General features: G+C 71.6%; 14 protein-coding genes. 6 read left to right on the top strand and 8 right to left on the bottom strand.

Annotation, left to right across the window (positions count from 1 at the left end; genetic code table 11):
* The first annotated feature begins 85 nt into the window (after positions 1-85).
* The 5 genes from treS to FYW99_RS16115 all read left to right on the top strand — a co-directional run bounded on the left by treS (position 86) and on the right by FYW99_RS16115 (position 8,840).
* Positions 86-2,134: a maltose alpha-D-glucosyltransferase gene (gene treS, locus FYW99_RS16135; protein ID WP_150252858.1), complete on the top strand. Its 2,049-nt coding sequence runs from the start codon at positions 86-88 to the stop codon at positions 2,132-2,134.
* Position 2,135: 1 nt separating this feature from the next.
* Positions 2,136-3,524, top strand: coding sequence for a maltokinase N-terminal cap-like domain-containing protein (locus tag FYW99_RS16130; protein WP_150252857.1), 1,389 nt, complete (start codon positions 2,136-2,138; stop codon positions 3,522-3,524).
* 623 nt (positions 3,525-4,147) lie between these two features.
* Entirely contained in the window at positions 4,148-6,313 is a 2,166-nt protein-coding gene (gene glgB / locus FYW99_RS16125; protein WP_449289645.1) for a 1,4-alpha-glucan branching protein GlgB, read from the top strand.
* A 279-nt stretch (positions 6,314-6,592) separates the two neighbouring features.
* On the top strand, positions 6,593-7,240 hold the full coding sequence (locus tag FYW99_RS16120) for a GNAT family N-acetyltransferase (protein WP_150252856.1): 648 nt from the start codon (positions 6,593-6,595) through the stop codon (positions 7,238-7,240).
* Positions 7,241-7,385: 145 nt separating this feature from the next.
* Positions 7,386-8,840: an APC family permease gene (locus tag FYW99_RS16115; protein ID WP_150252855.1), complete on the top strand. Its 1,455-nt coding sequence runs from the start codon at positions 7,386-7,388 to the stop codon at positions 8,838-8,840.
* Between the two features lie 108 nt (positions 8,841-8,948).
* On the opposite strand, the gene FYW99_RS16110 is transcribed toward FYW99_RS16115, so the two are convergent.
* The 6 genes from FYW99_RS16110 to rpsB form a co-directional block, all read right to left on the bottom strand.
* Positions 8,949-10,130, bottom strand: a complete 1,182-nt coding sequence (locus FYW99_RS16110; protein WP_150252854.1) for a pyridoxal phosphate-dependent aminotransferase — start codon at positions 10,128-10,130, stop codon at positions 8,949-8,951.
* A gap of 93 nt (positions 10,131-10,223) precedes the next feature.
* On the bottom strand, positions 10,224-11,159 hold the full coding sequence (locus tag FYW99_RS16105) for a phosphatidate cytidylyltransferase (protein WP_150252853.1): 936 nt from the start codon (positions 11,157-11,159) through the stop codon (positions 10,224-10,226).
* 3 nt (positions 11,160-11,162) lie between these two features.
* Positions 11,163-11,720 (bottom strand): ribosome recycling factor, encoded by a 558-nt coding sequence (gene frr / locus FYW99_RS16100; protein WP_061078164.1) that lies wholly within the window; start codon positions 11,718-11,720, stop codon positions 11,163-11,165.
* A gap of 49 nt (positions 11,721-11,769) precedes the next feature.
* A complete protein-coding gene (pyrH, locus tag FYW99_RS16095) occupies positions 11,770-12,528 on the bottom strand; it encodes a UMP kinase (protein WP_150252986.1) in 759 nt (252 codons plus the stop codon).
* A gap of 165 nt (positions 12,529-12,693) precedes the next feature.
* Positions 12,694-13,530 (bottom strand): translation elongation factor Ts, encoded by an 837-nt coding sequence (gene tsf, locus FYW99_RS16090; protein ID WP_017566252.1) that lies wholly within the window; start codon positions 13,528-13,530, stop codon positions 12,694-12,696.
* 124 nt (positions 13,531-13,654) lie between these two features.
* Positions 13,655-14,650 (bottom strand): 30S ribosomal protein S2, encoded by a 996-nt coding sequence (gene rpsB, locus FYW99_RS16085; RefSeq protein ID WP_150252852.1) that lies wholly within the window; start codon positions 14,648-14,650, stop codon positions 13,655-13,657.
* 291 nt (positions 14,651-14,941) lie between these two features.
* Between rpsB and FYW99_RS16080 the strand changes: the two genes are divergently transcribed.
* The gene (locus tag FYW99_RS16080; RefSeq protein ID WP_150252851.1) at positions 14,942-15,502 is read left to right on the top strand and encodes a M23 family metallopeptidase; all 561 of its coding nucleotides are present in this window, start codon (positions 14,942-14,944) and stop codon (positions 15,500-15,502) included.
* A gap of 167 nt (positions 15,503-15,669) precedes the next feature.
* On the opposite strand, the gene FYW99_RS16075 is transcribed toward FYW99_RS16080, so the two are convergent.
* Both FYW99_RS16075 and FYW99_RS16070 read right to left on the bottom strand, forming a co-directional pair.
* On the bottom strand, positions 15,670-16,539 hold the full coding sequence (locus tag FYW99_RS16075; RefSeq protein ID WP_150252850.1) for a tyrosine recombinase XerC: 870 nt from the start codon (positions 16,537-16,539) through the stop codon (positions 15,670-15,672).
* A 2-nt stretch (positions 16,540-16,541) separates the two neighbouring features.
* The gene (locus tag FYW99_RS16070; RefSeq protein WP_150252849.1) at positions 16,542-16,898 is read right to left on the bottom strand and encodes a RidA family protein; all 357 of its coding nucleotides are present in this window, start codon (positions 16,896-16,898) and stop codon (positions 16,542-16,544) included.
* Between the last annotated feature and the right edge of the window lie 55 nt (positions 16,899-16,953).

The raw sequence follows: 16,953 nt of genomic DNA, 5'->3' as shown, positions 1-16,953 counted from the left end.
GGCCCACCGGCGTCTCCGCCGGCGCCCCTCCGTGTCCGAAACGCCTGTTGAACCGACGTCGAACATTCTTGGTGGGGAGCAGTAGATGAGCAAAGACGAGCCCGGCCCCGGCGGACACGGCCACGCCGAACACGGTCCGCTCGCCCCGGCCACCGGGGCCGCCACCGGCCCGCTGATGTCCTCCGGCGGCACCAGTGATCCCCACTGGTACAAACACGCCGTCTTCTACGAGGTGCTCGCCCGGGGCTTCTTCGACTCCAACGGCGACGGCACCGGCGACCTCGCCGGTCTGGTGCAGAAGCTGGACTACCTCCAGTGGCTGGGCGTCGACTGCGTGTGGCTGCTGCCGATGTACGAGTCGCCCCTGCGCGACGGCGGCTACGACATCTCCGACTACTTCAAGATCCTCCCGGAGTTCGGCCGCACCGCCGACTTCGTGGAGCTCCTGGACGAGGCGCACCGGCGCGGCATCCGGGTCATCACCGACCTGGTCATGAACCACACCAGCGACCAGCACCCGTGGTTCAAGGCCTCCCGCGAGGACCCGGACGGGCCCTACGGGGACTTCTACGTGTGGTCGGACACCGACGACCGCTACGACGGGGCCCGCATCATCTTCGTCGACACCGAGACCTCCAACTGGACCTACGACGAGGTCCGCGGCCAGTACTACTGGCACCGTTTCTTCTCCCACCAGCCCGACCTCAACTTCGAGAACCCGGCCGTCCAGGAGGCGATCCTGGAGGTCCTGCGCTACTGGCTGGACCTGGGCATCGACGGGTTCCGCCTGGACGCCGTGCCCTACCTGTACGAGCGCGAGGGCACCAACTGCGAGAACCTCAAGGAGACGCACGAGTTCCTCAAGCGCGTGCGCGCCGAGGTGGACCGGCTCTACCCCGACCGCGTGCTGCTGAGCGAGGCCAACCAGTGGCCGTCCGACGTCGTCGACTACTTCGGCGACTTCGAGTCCGGCGGCGACGAGTGCCACATGAACTTCCACTTCCCGCTGATGCCGCGCATGTTCATGGCGGTCCGGCAGGAGCAGCGCTTCCCGATCTCGGAGATCCTCGCCCAGACACCGCCGATCCCCCGCAACTGCCAGTGGGCGATCTTCCTGCGCAACCACGACGAGCTGACCCTGGAGATGGTCACCGACGAGGAGCGCGACTACATGTACTCCGAGTACGCCAAGGAACCCCGCATGCGCGCCAACGTGGGGATCCGCAGGCGGCTCGCACCCCTGCTGGACAACGACCGCAACCAGATCGAGCTGTTCACGGCCCTGCTGCTGTCCCTGCCGGGCTCGCCCGTCCTGTACTACGGCGACGAGATCGGCATGGGCGACAACATCTGGCTGGGCGACCGCGACGCCGTGCGCACGCCCATGCAGTGGAGCTCGGACCGCAACGCCGGGTTCTCCAAGGGCGACCCGGCCCGCCTGTACCTGCCGCTGATCATGGACCCGGTCTACGGCTACCAGGCGCTCAACGTCGAGTCCCAGCGCGACAACCCCGGCTCGCTGCTGCACTGGACGCGGCGCATGATCCAGATCCGCAAGCGCCACCCCGTGTTCGGCACCGGAGCCTTCACCGAGCTCAACGCCACCAACCCGAGCGTGCTGGCCTTCATCCGCGAGCACGGCGACGACCGCATGCTCTGCGTCAACAACCTGTCGCGGTACCCGCAGCCCGTGGAGCTGGACCTGGGGCGCTACGCGGGTGTCGCCCCGGTGGAGTGCGTGGGCGGTGTGCGCTTCCCCGAGATCGGGGAGCTGCCCTACCTGCTCACCCTGCCCGGGCACGGCTTCTACTGGTTCCAGCTGCCCGCGACCGCCGAGCAGGGGTCCGCGCACGGGAGCCGGGACGGCATGCCGTCCTACGGACTGCCCGAGGCCGGGGCCCGGGTGCACGCCACCTTCGAGACCTCTCCGGTGGCGGCGGCCGCGCCCCGGACGCATGCACCGGACCACCCAGTGAGCACGACGTCCAGCATCCCGGCCGGGGTCTCCCCCGCGTTCGGCGACGGCGCCTCCGCCCCCTCCCACGGGAGCGCGGTGCGCGCAGCGGGCCCTCCCGGCCCAGCCGCTGAGCGCACGGATCGGGGTGGGGGCGAGAAGGGAAACGGGCCGCTCTGACATGTCCCAACTCGAAGAACTCCTGGCCGTCTGGCTACCGAGACAGCGCTGGTTCTCCGGCAAGGGGATCCCCATCCGCCAGATCCGGGTCGAGAGCAGGCACACGCTGGTGACCTCCGGCCCCGAAGGGCCGGACCTGAACGTCCTGGTCCTCCAGGCCGGGCAGCGGGGCCGCAGCTCCCGCTACCAGGTGCTGCTGGGCTCGCGTCCGCCGCGCTCCCTGCCGCCGGACCTGGCACGCGTGGCCATCGGCGTGTGCCAGGTGGCGGGCGGCAGACCCAGGGTGGTCTACGACGCCGCCCACGACGAGGAGCTGACCCGGATGCTCCTGGAGCGGTTCGCCGCACCCACCGGGGCCGAGCCCTCCGGCAGGGTGCGCTTCCGCAGCCTGCCGGGCGGGAGCATCCGCACCGGGTCGGCCGGGCGGATACTCACCGGCGAGCAGTCCAACACGTCGCTGGTCTTCGGCGAGGACTACATCCTCAAGACCTTCCGCAGACTCTGGCCCGGGCCCAACCCGGACCTGGAGCTGAACATGGCCCTGTCGGGGACCCCGTACGTGGCCCGGCCGTGCGGGTGGATCGAGGCCGACCTGGCCGGGCACTCCACGCCCACGACGCTGGCCATGCTCCAGACCTTCATCCCGCAGGCCACGGACGGGTGGGTGCTCGCCACCGCCAACGTGCGCGCCCTGCTGGAGGGGACGGGGGGCGGGCGCGAGTCCGCGTTCACCGGGGAGGCGGCCCGGCTGGGCCGCACCACCGCCGAGGTGCACCGGTCGCTGGCCAGGGCCCTGCCCACGGACGTGCTCACCCCGACGGGCGCGGCCGAGATGGCCGACGCCATGGTGGAGCGCCTGGCGATGGCCAGCGCCGAGGTGCCGGAACTGGCCGAGCACGCACCCCGGGTGATGGAGGCCTACGCCGACTTCTCCGAGGTGGACGAGCCGCTGCCGATACAGCGCATCCACGGCGACTACCACCTGGGGCAGGCGATCCGGACCGGGTCCGGGTGGGTGCTGCTGGACTTCGAGGGCGAGCCCACCGTGCCGGTGCGCGACCGCCAGCGCCTGTCCAGTCCGCTGCGGGACGTGGCGGGGATGCTCCGCTCCTTCGACTACGCGGCCGGGTACCTGCTGATCGGGCACCCGGGCGACCCCGGGCTGGAGTGGGCGGCCCGTTCCTGGGCCCAGCACAACCGGGAGGCGTTCTGCCGGGGCTACGCCGACGGCGGTGGGGCCGACCCGGAGAAGCACCTGGTGGTCCTGCGGGCCTTCGAGTTCGACAAGGCCGTGTACGAGGTGCTGTACGAGGCCAGGAACCGGCCGAACTGGCTGCGGGTCCCGCTGGAGTCCATCGCCACCGCCGCCGCGCCTCCCGTGCCCGGATAGGCGGTGTCTGATGAGAGTTCGCTTGGCCCCCGGGGTGCCGGGCTCGGGCGTCGACGGGGTTCTGGAGGTGCCGGACGTGGGTTTGCGAGGAACGAGCCGACCCGCCGAAGGCGCCGAAGGTCCGCACCCTTGAGACGCCCGAGCACGGGGCGAAGCGAAGCGGAGCCCCGAAGAACACGGCCGCCTCCCGAGCGGGGCGGCCGCCCCTTCGACCACCACGCACCCCCCGATCCGTCCGCACGACTACCACGGAGTCCGTATTGACCTCGCCCCGCAGCGAACAACGTCCGCGTGCCAGCGCAGCCAAGACTGCGTCGAACGGGAAGAACCCGAAGAAGAAGGCCGTGGAGAGCATCCCGGTCGTGGAGGAGGTGTCGGTCGCGGAGACGGCGGCCGCGGTGGAACCCGCCGCTGACGGACCCGCGGCGGCCAGGGCGGGAAAGAAGGCCACGGCCGCCAAGCGGGCACCGGCCTCCGCGAACGGCGGGGCCGGCGCCAAGGGCACCGCCAAGGCGAAGGCCTCCGCCGACGGCGGGTCCGCGGCGAAGAAGAAGACCGCGGAGAACGGCGGGGCCGCCAAGCGGGCCCCGGCCGCCTCCCGGAGCAAGGGGCCCGACCCCGAGCTGGTCGCCGCCCTGGACCGGCTGGTGGACGGCCACCACCACGACCCACACGCGCTGCTGGGCGTGCACGCCCAGGGCCGGGGCACCGTCGTGCGGGCCCTGCGGCCGGGCGCGGTGGAGGTGCACGCCGTCCTGGCCGACGGCTCGCGGCTGCGCCTGGACCACCTGCACCGGGGCGTGTTCTCCGCGAAGGTGTCCCGGAGCAGGCTCGGCTCCGTGCCCGACTACCGGATCAGCGCCCGCTACGAGGACGGCGTCGAGCACGTGGCCGCCGACCCGTACCGGTTCGCGCCGACCCTGGGCGAGCTGGACCTGCACCTGATCGGCGAGGGCCGCCACGAGGAGCTGTGGAACGCCCTCGGGGCGCACGTGCGGGTCGAGGACACCGCGATGGGCGAGGTGGCCGGAACCCGGTTCGCGGTGTGGGCGCCGGACGCGCGCGGCGTGCGGATGATCGGCGACTTCAACCACTGGAGCGGCGTCGGGCACCCGATGCGGAGCCTGGGCTCCAGCGGCGTGTGGGAGCTGTTCCTGCCCGGGGTCGGCGAGGGCGGGCTGTACAAGTTCCAGGTCCTGGGCGCCGACGGGCACTGGCGCGACAAGGCCGACCCGATGGCGCGGTGCACGCAGATGCCGCCCGCGACCGCCTCCGTGGTCACCTCCTCCGCGCACGTGTGGTCCGACCAGGAGTGGATGACCGAGCGCAAGGGCGTGGAGCAGCACCGGGCGCCGATGAGCGTGTACGAGGTGCACCTGGGCTCCTGGCGCCCCGGCCTGGGCTACGCCGAGCTGGCCGAGGAGCTCGTCGCGTACGTGACCGACATGGGGTTCACGCACGTGGAGTTCCTGCCCGTGGCGGGGCACCCCTACGACGGCTCCTGGGGTTACCAGGTGACCTCGTACTACGCGCCCACGCCCCGGTTCGGCACACCGGACGAGTTCCGCCACCTGGTGGACTCCCTGCACCGCGCGGGGGTCGGCGTGCTGCTGGACTGGGTGCCCGCGCACTTCCCGAAGGACGAGTGGGCGCTGGCCCGCTTCGACGGGAGCGCGCTGTACGAGCACCCCGACCCGCGCCGGGGCGAGCACCCGGACTGGGGGACGCTGATCTTCAACTACGGGCGGACCGAGGTGCGCAACTTCCTCGTGGCCAACGCCCTGTACTGGTTGGAGGAGTTCCACGTCGACGGCCTGCGGGTGGACGCGGTGGCCTCGATGATCTACCTGGACTACTCGCGCGACTCCGGGGCCTGGGAGCCGAACGCGTTCGGCGGCAGGGAGAACCTGGAGGCGATCGACTTCCTCAAGGAGCTCAACACCACCGTCTACCGGCGCAACCCGCACGTGGCGATGATCGCGGAGGAGTCCACCGCCTACACGGGCGTGACCACGCCGGTCGACCACGGGGGGCTCGGCTTCGGGTTCAAGTGGAACATGGGGTGGATGCACGACACCCTGGAGTACGTCAAGAAGGAGCCGGTCCACCGCCAGTACCACCACGACGACGTCACGTTCTCGATGGTCTACGCCTACAGCGAGAACTACGTGCTGCCGCTGTCGCACGACGAGGTGGTGCACGGCAAGCAGTCGCTGTTCAACAAGCCGCCCGGCGACGAGTGGCAGCGGTCGGCGACCCTGCGCGCGCTCCTGGCGTTCATGTGGTCCCACCCGGGCAAGCAGCTGCTGTTCATGGGCGGGGAGATCGCCCAGGGCGACGAGTGGTCCCACCAGGAGGGCGTGCCGTGGTGGCTGCTCCAGTTCGAGCACCACGCGGGGGTGCAGCGCCTGGTGCGGGCCCTCAACGAGGCCTACCGGCCGCGGGCCGCGCTGTGGTCACAGGACACCGCACCGGCGGGCTTCACCTGGCTGGACGGCGGCGACCGCGAGGGGAACACGCTGTCGTACCTGCGCCACGGCGACGACGGCTCGGTGCTCGCCTGCGCGGTGAACTTCTCGCCGGTGCCCCGTACGGAGCGGCGGATGGGCCTGCCCTCCGGAGGCCGGTGGACCGCGCTGCTCAACACCGATGAGGCGCGCTTCGGCGGCTCGGACCACCCGGTGCCCGCCCGCGTGGAGGCCGAGCCCGTGCCCTGGGACGGGCAGCCGTTCTCGGCGGAGGTCGTCCTGCCCCCGCTCGGCGCGGTCTGGTTCGAGCCCGAGGCCTAGCAGTGTCCTCTTTGGACCTCCGCTTCGCTTCGGTCCGTGTCCGGTCACCCGAAGCACGGGAACCTTCGGTGCCTACGGTGAGACGGCTCGTTCCTCGCAGCCTCACCTCCGCCACCTCCAGAACCCCGTGGGCGCCCGAACCGACCCCCACAGGCTGAGGCCGGTTCGAAAGCACATCCCAAACGGAGTCGCCGGTGCGGCGCCCGGGCCCTTGTCAGCCCGGGCGCCGCACTGTGTATCATCTACACTGTATTAGATACACAATTAAGGGGCGGCGCCGTGGCCAGTACCGAGATCCGGACCTTCCGCGAGGACGACCGCGCCGAACTGCGGGCGCTGTTCGCCCGTGCGGGTGAGGGGTCGCCGTCCGGGGCGCTCTGGGGACACCTGCCGTCCGAGGCCGCGATCTACCTGGATCCCTACATGGACCACGTGCCCGACTCACTCCTCGTCGCCCTCGTCGACGGACGGATGGCGGGCTACCTGACCGGCTGTCCCGACCCCTCCGCGATGCCCGGGGAGAGCGAGCTCATGGACCGCGCGATCCGGGAGCACCGGCTCGCTCTGCGACGCGGACCGGCGGCCTTCTTCGCCCGGGCCCTGCTGGACACGGGGGTGTCAGTCCTCCGGCGCAGGCCCACCGCGGGCGAGCTCTCGGATCCGCGCTGGCCCGCCCACCTGCACGTCAACGTCGAGTCCCGGGCACGCGGCACCGGCGTGGGCGCCGCTCTGGTGCGCGAGTGGCAGGAGCGGTTGCGTGCGCGGGGATCCCGCGGCTGCCACCTGCAGACCCTCGTGGAGAACACCGGTGCCGTGCGCTTCTTCGCACGGGCCGGGTTCGAGCCCCACGGTCCGGCCCCGGTGGTGCCGGGAGTGCGCTTCAGGGGAAAGCACGTGCACCAGCGGACCATGGTGTGGAACCCCTGAACCGGTAGGCGGCGGGAGCGGACCACCGGGTGCCGCTCCGCCTCGGAACGGACCGGAGGCGAACACGTCCGCGACGGGCTCTTCCGCTCACCGCCGCCGCGTGCTTGTGTGTCCTGCACCACAGGCACGACCGTTGGGAGACTCCGTGTCCGACAACAGCCAGAGTTTCGTCCGGGTGCTGGGAAGGGGTGACGTCCTCGCCCTCGGCTTCGGCGCGATGATCGGCTTCGGCTGGATCGTGCTGGTCGGCGACTTCGTCAGCGCGGCGGGCAGCGCGGGCGCCGCCCTGGCCTTCGTGGTCGGCGGCGTCATCATGGCCTTCGTGGTCGGCGGCGTCATCATGGCCTTCGTCGGCCTCGCCTACGCCGAACTCGTCGCCGCGATGCCGCACGCGGGCGGAGAGCACCACTACGCCATGCGCGCCATCGGCCCCAAGGGGGCCCTCACCGCCTCCTGGGCCATGGCCCTCGGCTACGTCTCCGTCGTCGCCTTCGAGGCCGTCGCCGTCCCCCAGACCCTCGTCTACCTCTTCCCCGACATGGCGGTCGGCCGCCTGTGGACCGTCGCCGGGTACGACGTCCACGCCAGCCTGGTCGCCGTCGGCGTGGCCGCGGCCGTGCTGATGACCGTGCTCAACTACGTCGGCATCAAGCCCGCGAGCGTCTTCCAGACCGTCGCGGTGCTGTTCCTGCTGGCAGCCGGGGCCGTCATGGTCACCGGCGCGTTCGTCGGCGGGTCCGTGGAGAACATGCGGCCGCTGTTCACCGGCGGCGTCTCGGGCGTGTTCGTGGTTCTGGTGGCGGTCCCGTTCCTCTTCGTCGGCTTCGACGTCATCCCGCAGTCGGCCTCCGAGATCAGGCTCCCGTACCGCATGGTCGGCACCCTGCTGGTCCTGTCGGTGTTCTGCGCGACCGCCTGGTACGTGATGGTCATGCTGACGGCGGGATCGGGCCTGGGCCCGGACGGGCTGGCGGCCTCCGACCTGGCCTCCGCCGACGCCGTCGCAGCCATGTGGGACAGCGCGGCCATGGGCAACCTGCTCGTCCTCGGCGGTGTCGCGGGCCTGCTCACCAGTTGGAACGCCTTCCTCATCGGCGGCAGCCGCCTCATCTACGCCATGGCCGCCTCGCGGATGCTCCCGGCCTGGTTCGGCCGCCTGCACCCGCGCTTTCGCACCCCGTCCAACGCCGTCCTGTTCGTCGGCGCGCTCTCGCTGGTGTCCCCGTTCTTCGGAGAGCCGATGCTGGGCTGGCTGGTCAACGCGGGCGGCCTGAACATCGTGGTCGGCTTCGTCACGGTGGTGGTCAGCTTCCTCGTGCTGCGCCGCCGCGAACCCGGCATGGAGCGGCCCTTCACCGTTCCGGCGGGCGTCCCCGTCGGCGTGGTGGCCCTCGTGCTGAGCCTGGGGCTGCTCCTGCTCTACCTGCCCGGCATGCCCGCGGCGCTGAGCTGGCCCAACGAGTGGCTGATGGTGCTCGTGTGGTGGGTGGCCGGAGCCGCCCTGATGTGGCGCCTGCCCCGGATCGCCGCGGGGCCCGACGCCGAGCGGCGCCTGGTCGAGGTGATGGACGCGCGCTCCCGCAGGAGCCCTCGGGCCTGACGGACGCCGCCGCGCGCTCCCGTAGGGGACGCACGGCGGCGGGTTCCCACCTCTCGCGCGCGTGCCGACCCGGTACACGCTGACCCGTGCCCGACCGGTCCTTCGTCCCTAGCGCCCGCGCGCGTGCCAGCCGACGAGGCGGGCGACCGCCTCGTCCAGCACCTCGTCCCTCTTGCAGAACGCGAACCGGAGCAGGTGCGCGCCCTCCTCCTGCCGGTCGTAGAACACCTGGGCGGGCACCGCGGCCACCCCCGCCTCCCGGGGCAGCGCGCGGGCCACCTCCACCCCGTCGGTGTAACCGAGCGGGCGGATGTCGGCCATGACGAAATAGGTGCCCTCGCACGCGTCCACGTCGAAACCGGCGCCGGTCAGCCCCTCCACCAACCGGTCGCGCTTGCCCTGGAGGGCGGTGCGCTGGGCGGCGACCCACTCCTCCTCGTGGTCGATGGCGTCGGCCGTGGCCAGCTGGAGCGCGCCGTTGGCGGAGAAGGTGAGGAACTGGTTCACCGTGCGCACCGCGTTGACCAGAGGCTCGGGTCCCATCACCCAGCCGGTCTTCCACCCGGTCACGGCGAACATCTTGCCGACCGAGGACACCGACAGCGTCCGCTCGCGCATGCCCGGCAGGGAGGCCAGCGGCACGTGCGGCCGCCCGTCGAAGGTGAGGAACTCGTACACCTCGTCGGTGAACGCGATCAGGTCGTGCTCGCGGCACACCTGCGCGACCGCCTCCAGCTCCTCGGCGGTGAACACGGTCCCCGTGGGGTTGTGCGGCGTGTTCACCACGACCATCCGGGTGCGGGGGCCCACGGCCGCGCGCAGCTCAGCGGGGTCGAAGGTGAACCGGCCGGTCACGGGGTCCGGCCGCAGCGTCACCGGCCTGCGCACCCCGCCCGCCAGCGTGATCATGGCGGCGTAGGAGTCGTACATCGGCTCGAAGACGACCACCTCGTCGCCGCGCTCCACCAGGGCGAGCATCGCGGCCGCGATCCCGGCGGTGGCGCCGACGGTGACGTAGACCTCGGTGTCCGGGTCCAGTTCGATGCCGTAGTGGCGGGCCCGGTACCGGCTCACCGCCCGCCGCAGCTCGGGGCGGCCCGGCCCGGGCGGGTACTGGTTCACCCCCTCCAGGATGTGCCCGGAGGCGGCCTCCAGCAGGGAGCGGGGACCGTCGGTGTCGGGGAACCCCTGCCCCAGGTTGACCGACCCGGTCTCCACGGCCAGCCGCGTCATCTCGGCGAAGACCGTCTCGCCGTACACGCGCATTCGTTCGATCAGCGGTTCTTCCACCCGTCGAGCGTATCCACCCTCCCGGTCGGCGGGCCAGGCGCGGGGACGCCGACGGGTCGGGTCCCGCAGGAACCCGCCCCGTCCGCCGCCCGCCTACAGCAGCAGGCTCAGCACCATCCACGTCACGGGACCGGCGATCAGCAGCGAGTCCAGGCGGTCCATCAGGCCGCCGTGCCCGGGCATGAACCCGCCCATGTCCTTGACCCCGAGGTCGCGCTTGAACAGCGACTCGATGAGGTCCCCGACGGTGGCGGCCAGCACGACCGCCAGGCCGAGGACCACGCCGACCCACCACGGGCCGTCCAGCATGAGCGTCACGCACAGCGCGCCCGCGACGGCGCAGCCCACGACCGAGCCGCCGAAGCCCTCCCAGGTCTTGTTGGGGCTGATCACCGGCGCCATCTTGTGCCTGCCCAGCAGGATCCCGGCGAAGTACCCGCCGATGTCGCTGGAGATCGTCACCACGATGAACGTGACCAGGCGGTACTGGCCGTCCTCGGGGTGCGAGATGAGCAGCAGCCACGTGCCCAGCAGGAACGGCAGGTACACCAGGGTGAACAGGTTCGCCGCGACGTCGGCCACGAACCCTTCCGTACCTCCGCGAAGCCGCCACACCAGGGCGATGATGGCGGTCAGCGCGGTCGTGCCCACCAGCCAGTCGGTTCCCCCGAAGTAGGCGGCGACCTGCATGGCCACGCCGCCGACGGCGAGCGGTGCCAGTGCCAGGCCCATGCCCTTGCCCGCGAACGCCCGGTTGACCTCGCGCAGGCCGATCAGCACCCCCAGGGAGGTGATGATCGTGAACAGCTGGGGCCAGGGGAAGATCGAGAAGAACACGAGGGCGCCCAGGGCGCACCCGCTGGCGATGGCCACCGGGAGGTTGCGGCCCGTCCGGACCGGCTCGCCCCCCGGTTTGTGCAGCACGAAGCGCTGCCCGTCCGGATCGGGACCGTCCTGCGGCCCGCCGCCGGGTCTGTGCTCGGGCGAGCGGTCATCGCCTCCCGAGTCGCTGGAGGAAGGAAGGGTCACCGGCTAAACCTCGAGCAGTTCCGATTCCTTGTGCTTCAGCAGCTCGTCGACGGACGCGACGTACTTCGAAGACAGCTCGTCCAGCTCGGCCTGGGCGCGGTGCGCCTCGTCCTCGCCGACGTCGCCGGACTTGACGGCCTTCTCGAAGGTGTCCTTGGCACGGCGGCGGACGTTGCGGATCGAGACCTTGCTGTCCTCGGCCTTGGTCCGCGCGACCTTGACGTACTCCTTGCGGCGCTCCTCGGACAGGTCGGGGAACACCACACGGATGACCTGGCCGTCGTCGGAGGGGTTCACGCCCAGGTCGCTGTTGCGGATGGCGTTGATGATCTCGGTGCGCGAGTTGACGTCGAACGGCGAGATGACCACCATGCGCGGCTCGGGGACCGAGAAGGAGGCCAGCTGGTTGATCGGCGTCCGGGCACCGTAGTAGTCGACGGTGATCTTGTTGAAGGTCGCCGGGGTGGGGCGGCCGGTGCGGATCGTGGCGAAGTCCTCCTTCGCCACGGTCACGGCCTTCTCCATCTTCTCCTCGGCCTCGAGGAGGGTCTCTTCGATCATGTGGGCGCTCCCTGGTGTCGTGACTTGCTGTGGTCGCGGAGGCTCTGTCTCAGACCGGGGTCGGCCCGACGATGGTGCCGATCTTCTCACCGCGTACCGCGCGCAGGATGTTGCCCTGGCTCATCAGGTCGAAGACGACGATGGGCAGCCCGTTGTCCATGCACAGGCTGACCGCGGTGGCGTCCATGACCTTGAGGCCGCGGGTGAGGACCTCGTTGTAGTTGAGCTTGTCGAACTTGACCGCGTCGGGGTTGCGCTGGGGGTCGGAGTCGTAGACCCCGTCGACCTGGGTGCCCTTGAGGACCGCCTGCGCACCGATCTCCAGCGCGCGCTGGGCGGCGGTGGTGTCGGTCGAGAAGAACGGTGCGCCCAGACCGGCACCGAAGATGACCACGCGGCCCTTCTCCAGGTGGCGGACGGCGCGGCGCGGGATGTAGGCCTCGGCGACCTGGCTCATGTGGATCGCGGTCTGCACGCGGGTGTCCACACCGAGCCGCTCCAGGAAGTCCTGGAGGGCGAGGCAGTTGATGACGGTGCCGAGCATGCCCATGTAGTCGGCGCGGCCGCGCTCGATGCCGCCCTCGGTGAGCTGGGCGCCGCGGAACATGTTGCCGCCGCCGACGACCACCGCGACCTGGATGCCCTCGGAGACCGCCTCGGCGATGGACTCGGCCACGTACTGGACGACCTCGGGGTCGATGCCCAGGCCGCCACCGCCCGCGAACGCCTCTCCCGAGAGTTTGAGCATCACGCGCTTCCACCCGGAACCGTGCATCGCGGGTCCGGTAGTCGCCGGTTCGGTGCTCATCGCTTCGTTCACAGCCTGTGGCCTCCCTTGTCGTCCCCGAGCGGCACAGGGTCCCCCGAGTGTTCCTCGCGGCGGCCGACCGGGCTCACGCGCCCCGCCACCCGCCCATATCCACCGAAGGTGCCGGGGAGCAGTCTCCCCGGCACCTCCATCATCTCAAAACCCTCAGGCCTGGCCGACCTTGAAGCGGACGAAGCGCTTGACGGTCACGCCCGCCTCGTCGACGACCTTCTGGACCGTCTTCTTGTTCTCCTTGACGAACGGCTGGCCGAGCAGCGTCACGTCCTTGAAGTAACCGTTGAGGCGGCCCTCCACGATCTTGGGGATGGCCTGCTCGGGCTTGCCCTCCTCGCGGGTGGTCTGCTCGGCGATGCGGCGCTCGTTCTCCACGACCTCGGCGGGGACGTCGTCCCGGCCGATGTACTGCGGAGCCAGCGCGGCGATCTGCTGGGCGAGGTCCTTGCCGACCTCCTCGTCAGCCTTGTCCAGCTCGACCAGGACACCCATGGTGGGGGGCAGGTCCGGGTCGGACTTGTGGAGGTAGCTGGCGACGTAGGCGCCCTCGAACTTGGCGAAGCGGCGGAACTCCAGCTTCTCGCCGATGACCGCGCTCTTGGCCTCGATGAAGGCCTGCAGGGTCTTGCCCGGCTCGATCTCGGCGGCGGCGACGGTGGCGAGGTCGTCGCTGTCCTGGGCGGCGACGAAGTCGGCGACCTGGTTGACGAGCGCGATGAACTGGTCGTTCTTGGCGACGAAGTCGGTCTCGCAGTTGAGCTCGACGAGGGTGGCCTTGCCTTCGGACTCCTGCTTGAGGACGACCATGCCCTGGGCGGCGGTGCGCTCGGCGCGCTTGCCGACGTCCTTGGCACCCTTGACGCGCAGGGCCTCGACGGCCTTGTCGAAGTCGCCGTCGGCCTCGGTCAGGGCCTTCTTGCAGGCCATCATGCCGGCGCCGGTCATGTCGCGCAGCTTCTTGACGTCCGCGGCGGTGAAGTTCGCCATGACTGTTCTCGGATTCCCTTGGAGTGGAGAGTCTGTACGGAAAGTGGAGCGGATCCGGTCCCGGGCACCGAGCGGCCGCCCCGCCGGGAGCGGCGGGGCGGCGGCGGTGCGCTGGGGCACGGGACTACTCGGCGTCGGGGGCCTTCACCGGCGCGTCGGCCGGGGAGTCCTCGGAGGTGACCTCGGCCGGGGCCTCGGCGGCGACCTCGTCGGCCGGGGCGACGGCGGCGGTCTCGACCGGAGCCTGCTCGGCGGCGGTCTCGGCGGCCTCGACGGGAGCCTGCTCGGCGGGGGCCTCCTCGGCGGCGGCCTCACCGGTCTCGGCGGCGGCCTCGCCCGAGTCGGCCTTGCCCTCCAGGAGCTCGCGCTCCCACTCGGCCAGGGGCTCCTCGGCGGCCTTGCGCTCGCCGGTGCCCTCGGAGGCGCCGGAACGGGCCATGAGGCCGTCGGCGACGGCGTCGGCGACCACGCGGGTGAGCAGGCTGACACTGCGGATGGCGTCGTCGTTACCCGGGATCGGGTAGTCGACCTCGTCAGGGTCGCAGTTCGTGTCCAGGATGGCCACGACCGGGATGTTCAGCTTGCGAGCCTCGCTGATCGCGATGTGCTCCTTCTTGGTGTCCACGATCCAGACCGCGCTGGGCACGCGGGACATGTCGCGGATACCGCCGAGGGTGCGCTCCAGCTTCTCCTTCTCACGGCGAAGGTTGAGGAGCTCCTTCTTGGTGAGCGTGGAGCCGGCGACGTCGTCGAAGTCGATCTCCTCCAGCTCCTTGAGGCGCTGGAGCCTCTTGTGCACGGTGGAGAAGTTGGTGAGCATGCCGCCCAGCCAGCGCTGGTTGACGTAGGGCATGCCGACGCGGCGGGCCTGCTCGTCGATGGCCTCCTGCGCCTGCTTCTTGGTGCCGACGAACAGGACGGTGCCGCCGTGGGCGACCGTCTGCTTGACGAACTCGTAGGCGCGGTCGATGTAGGCCAGCGACTTCTGGAGGTCGATGATGTAGATGCCGTTGCGCTCAGTGAAGATGAAGCGCTTCATCTTGGGGTTCCAGCGGCGGGTCTGGTGCCCGAAGTGGACGCCGCTCTCCAGGAGCTGGCGAATCGTCACGACTGTGGCCATGACCTGGTCCTCCTTGAGGTGGCGGGGAGGGTCCCCGCTCACGGTTGTTCCTGACGCCCCGGACGTACCGCCGCACCGCCGTGGAAGGTGGTGCGGACCGCGGGTACGGCCCCTCGCTGAGGAGGCTCGTGGACGTGCGTATTGTGATCGGCCCGACGGGCCACAGATGATTCTATCCTCCATCGGGAATACGTCGGGACCTGCGCCGCGTTCCGGTTCCTCCGCGGCGGGGTTGTCCACAGGTTCGGGTGCCCCCTGGCGGTCCGCCCCCCGTGTCCGGACCCTGGAGGTATGGCCCCCTCGCTGCTCCTGACCCTGTCCCTGGCGTTCTCCCTCCTGTCCCCGCACCACCCCGCCGGGGCCGACTGGCGCTGGCCGGTGGACCCTCCGGTCGGGGTGCTGCGCCGCTTCGACCCGCCCGAGCTGCGCTGGCTGCCCGGGCACCTGGGTGTGGACCTGGCCGCGGAACCCGGCCAGGAGGTCCGCGCGGCCGGTGCCGGGCGGGTGCACTTCGCGGGCGCGGTGGCGGGCACGCCGTTGGTGAGCGTGGTGCACGGCGACCTGCGCACCACCTACCTGCCGGTGGAGTCCGACCTGGTCCGGGGCGATCCGGTCGCCGCGGGGGACCCGCTGGGCACGCTCGCCGCCGCGCCGCCGCACTGCCCGGACCGCCCCTGCCTGCACTGGGGCCTGCTCCGCGGCGACGACCACCTCGACCCGCTCTCCCTGCTCGGCCTCGGGCGGTTCCGCCTGCTGCCGCTCACACCCGAACGTGAGGTCGGCCCGCAGCAGGGCGAGCGCGCGCAGTCGCGCACGCTCACCCCACGCGTGAGGGCGGTGCCCGGCCCCTGACCCGAAGGACGCGCGCGGTCCCCGCCCGCTTCTCCCGCATGGGGTCGGCCCGCCGTCGTCACACGGGGCCGCACGCCGGTCCCTGTTCAGCCCGCGTGTGAGGACCGCCTCACACCCACGCGCGGGGGCCGCACCGCGCCGTCGGCGCACCGACGGCTCCGGGGCGGTCAGGCGCGGGGGTGGGCACGGCGGTAGGTGTCGCGCAGGCGCTCCACGGACACGTGGGTGTAGATCTGCGTGCTGCGCGGGCTGGCGTGGCCCAGGAACTCCTGCACGCTGCGCAGGTCGGCGCCGCCGTTGAGCAGGTGGGTGGCCGCGCTGTGCCGCAGGCCGTGCGGCGCGCTGTCCGCACCGGCAGCACGCAGGTGGGCGTGCACGTCCTCGCGGGCCTGGCGGACTCCCAGACGGCCGCCCCGGGCCCCCAGGAACAGCGCGGCGCCGCTGGCGGCGCCCGCCATCTCCGGGCGGCCGCCGGACAGCCAGGCGTCGAGGGCGTCCAGGGCCGGACCGCCCACGGGAACCGTGCGCTCCTTGGCCCCCTTGCCCAGGACGCGCACGGTGTCGCGTTCGCGGTCCACGTCGGCCAGGTCCAGGGCGCACAGTTCGGCGACGCGCACACCGGTGGCGTAGAGCGTCTCCACCACCGCGCGGCGGCGCAGGCCGGTCGGGGTCTCGTCGGTCTCCCCGGCGAGCGCCGCGGCGGCCTGGCGCTCGTCGAGCACCGTGGGCAGGGAGCGCCGCTGCGCCGGGCTGGCCAGACGCGGGCCGGGATCGGCCGCCAGCACACCCTCGCGGTGCAGGAACCGGGTGAACGCGCGCACCGCGGCCACCCGGCGGGCCACGGTGGCGCGACCCGCGCCCGCGTCGCGGGCCCGGGACAGCCACCCGCGCACCAGGTCCACGTCCAGGTCCTCCACGCCCCGCCCCCGCTCCTCCAGGTGGGCCAGGAGGGAACGCAGGTCGGCCAGGTAGCCGCGCACGGTGTGGGGCGAGCGTCCCAGCTCGCCCGACAGGTGCGCGGCGAAGCGCTCCAGCACGCCTACCTCCCGGAGGGCAGGCAGGCGACCCCCTCGACCTCCACGAGGTGGGTGGGGTCGACCAGGCCGCTCACCTCCACCAGGGACGCGGCCGGCAGGCGCCCCTCGGGAAGGCACTCGACCAGGGCGGAGCAGAACTCCTCCAGGTCGGAGATGTGGCGCAGGTAGTAGGTGAGCTTGACCAGGTGGCCGAGGTCCACGCCGTGGCGGGCCAGGACGGCCTCCAGGTTGCGGAAGATCTGGCGCGTCTGCCCCTGGATGTCCCCGGCGACCTCGCCCCCGGGGCCCTCGGGGGTCTGTCCGGAGACGAACAACAGCGGCCCGTCCGCCACGAGGGCGTCACTGTAGGGTTTAGCCATGGCGTCACCGTACCCATCCGGAGGGCGCGTTACCGTCGTCGCGGCGGCCGCCCGG

The organism is Nocardiopsis deserti (assembly GCF_008638355.1).
GTDB classification, from domain to species: Bacteria; Actinomycetota; Actinomycetes; order Streptosporangiales; family Streptosporangiaceae; genus Nocardiopsis; species Nocardiopsis alborubida.
Note: the sequence above shows the minus strand (reverse complement) of the source record. Positions and strands in the feature narration are given on the sequence as shown.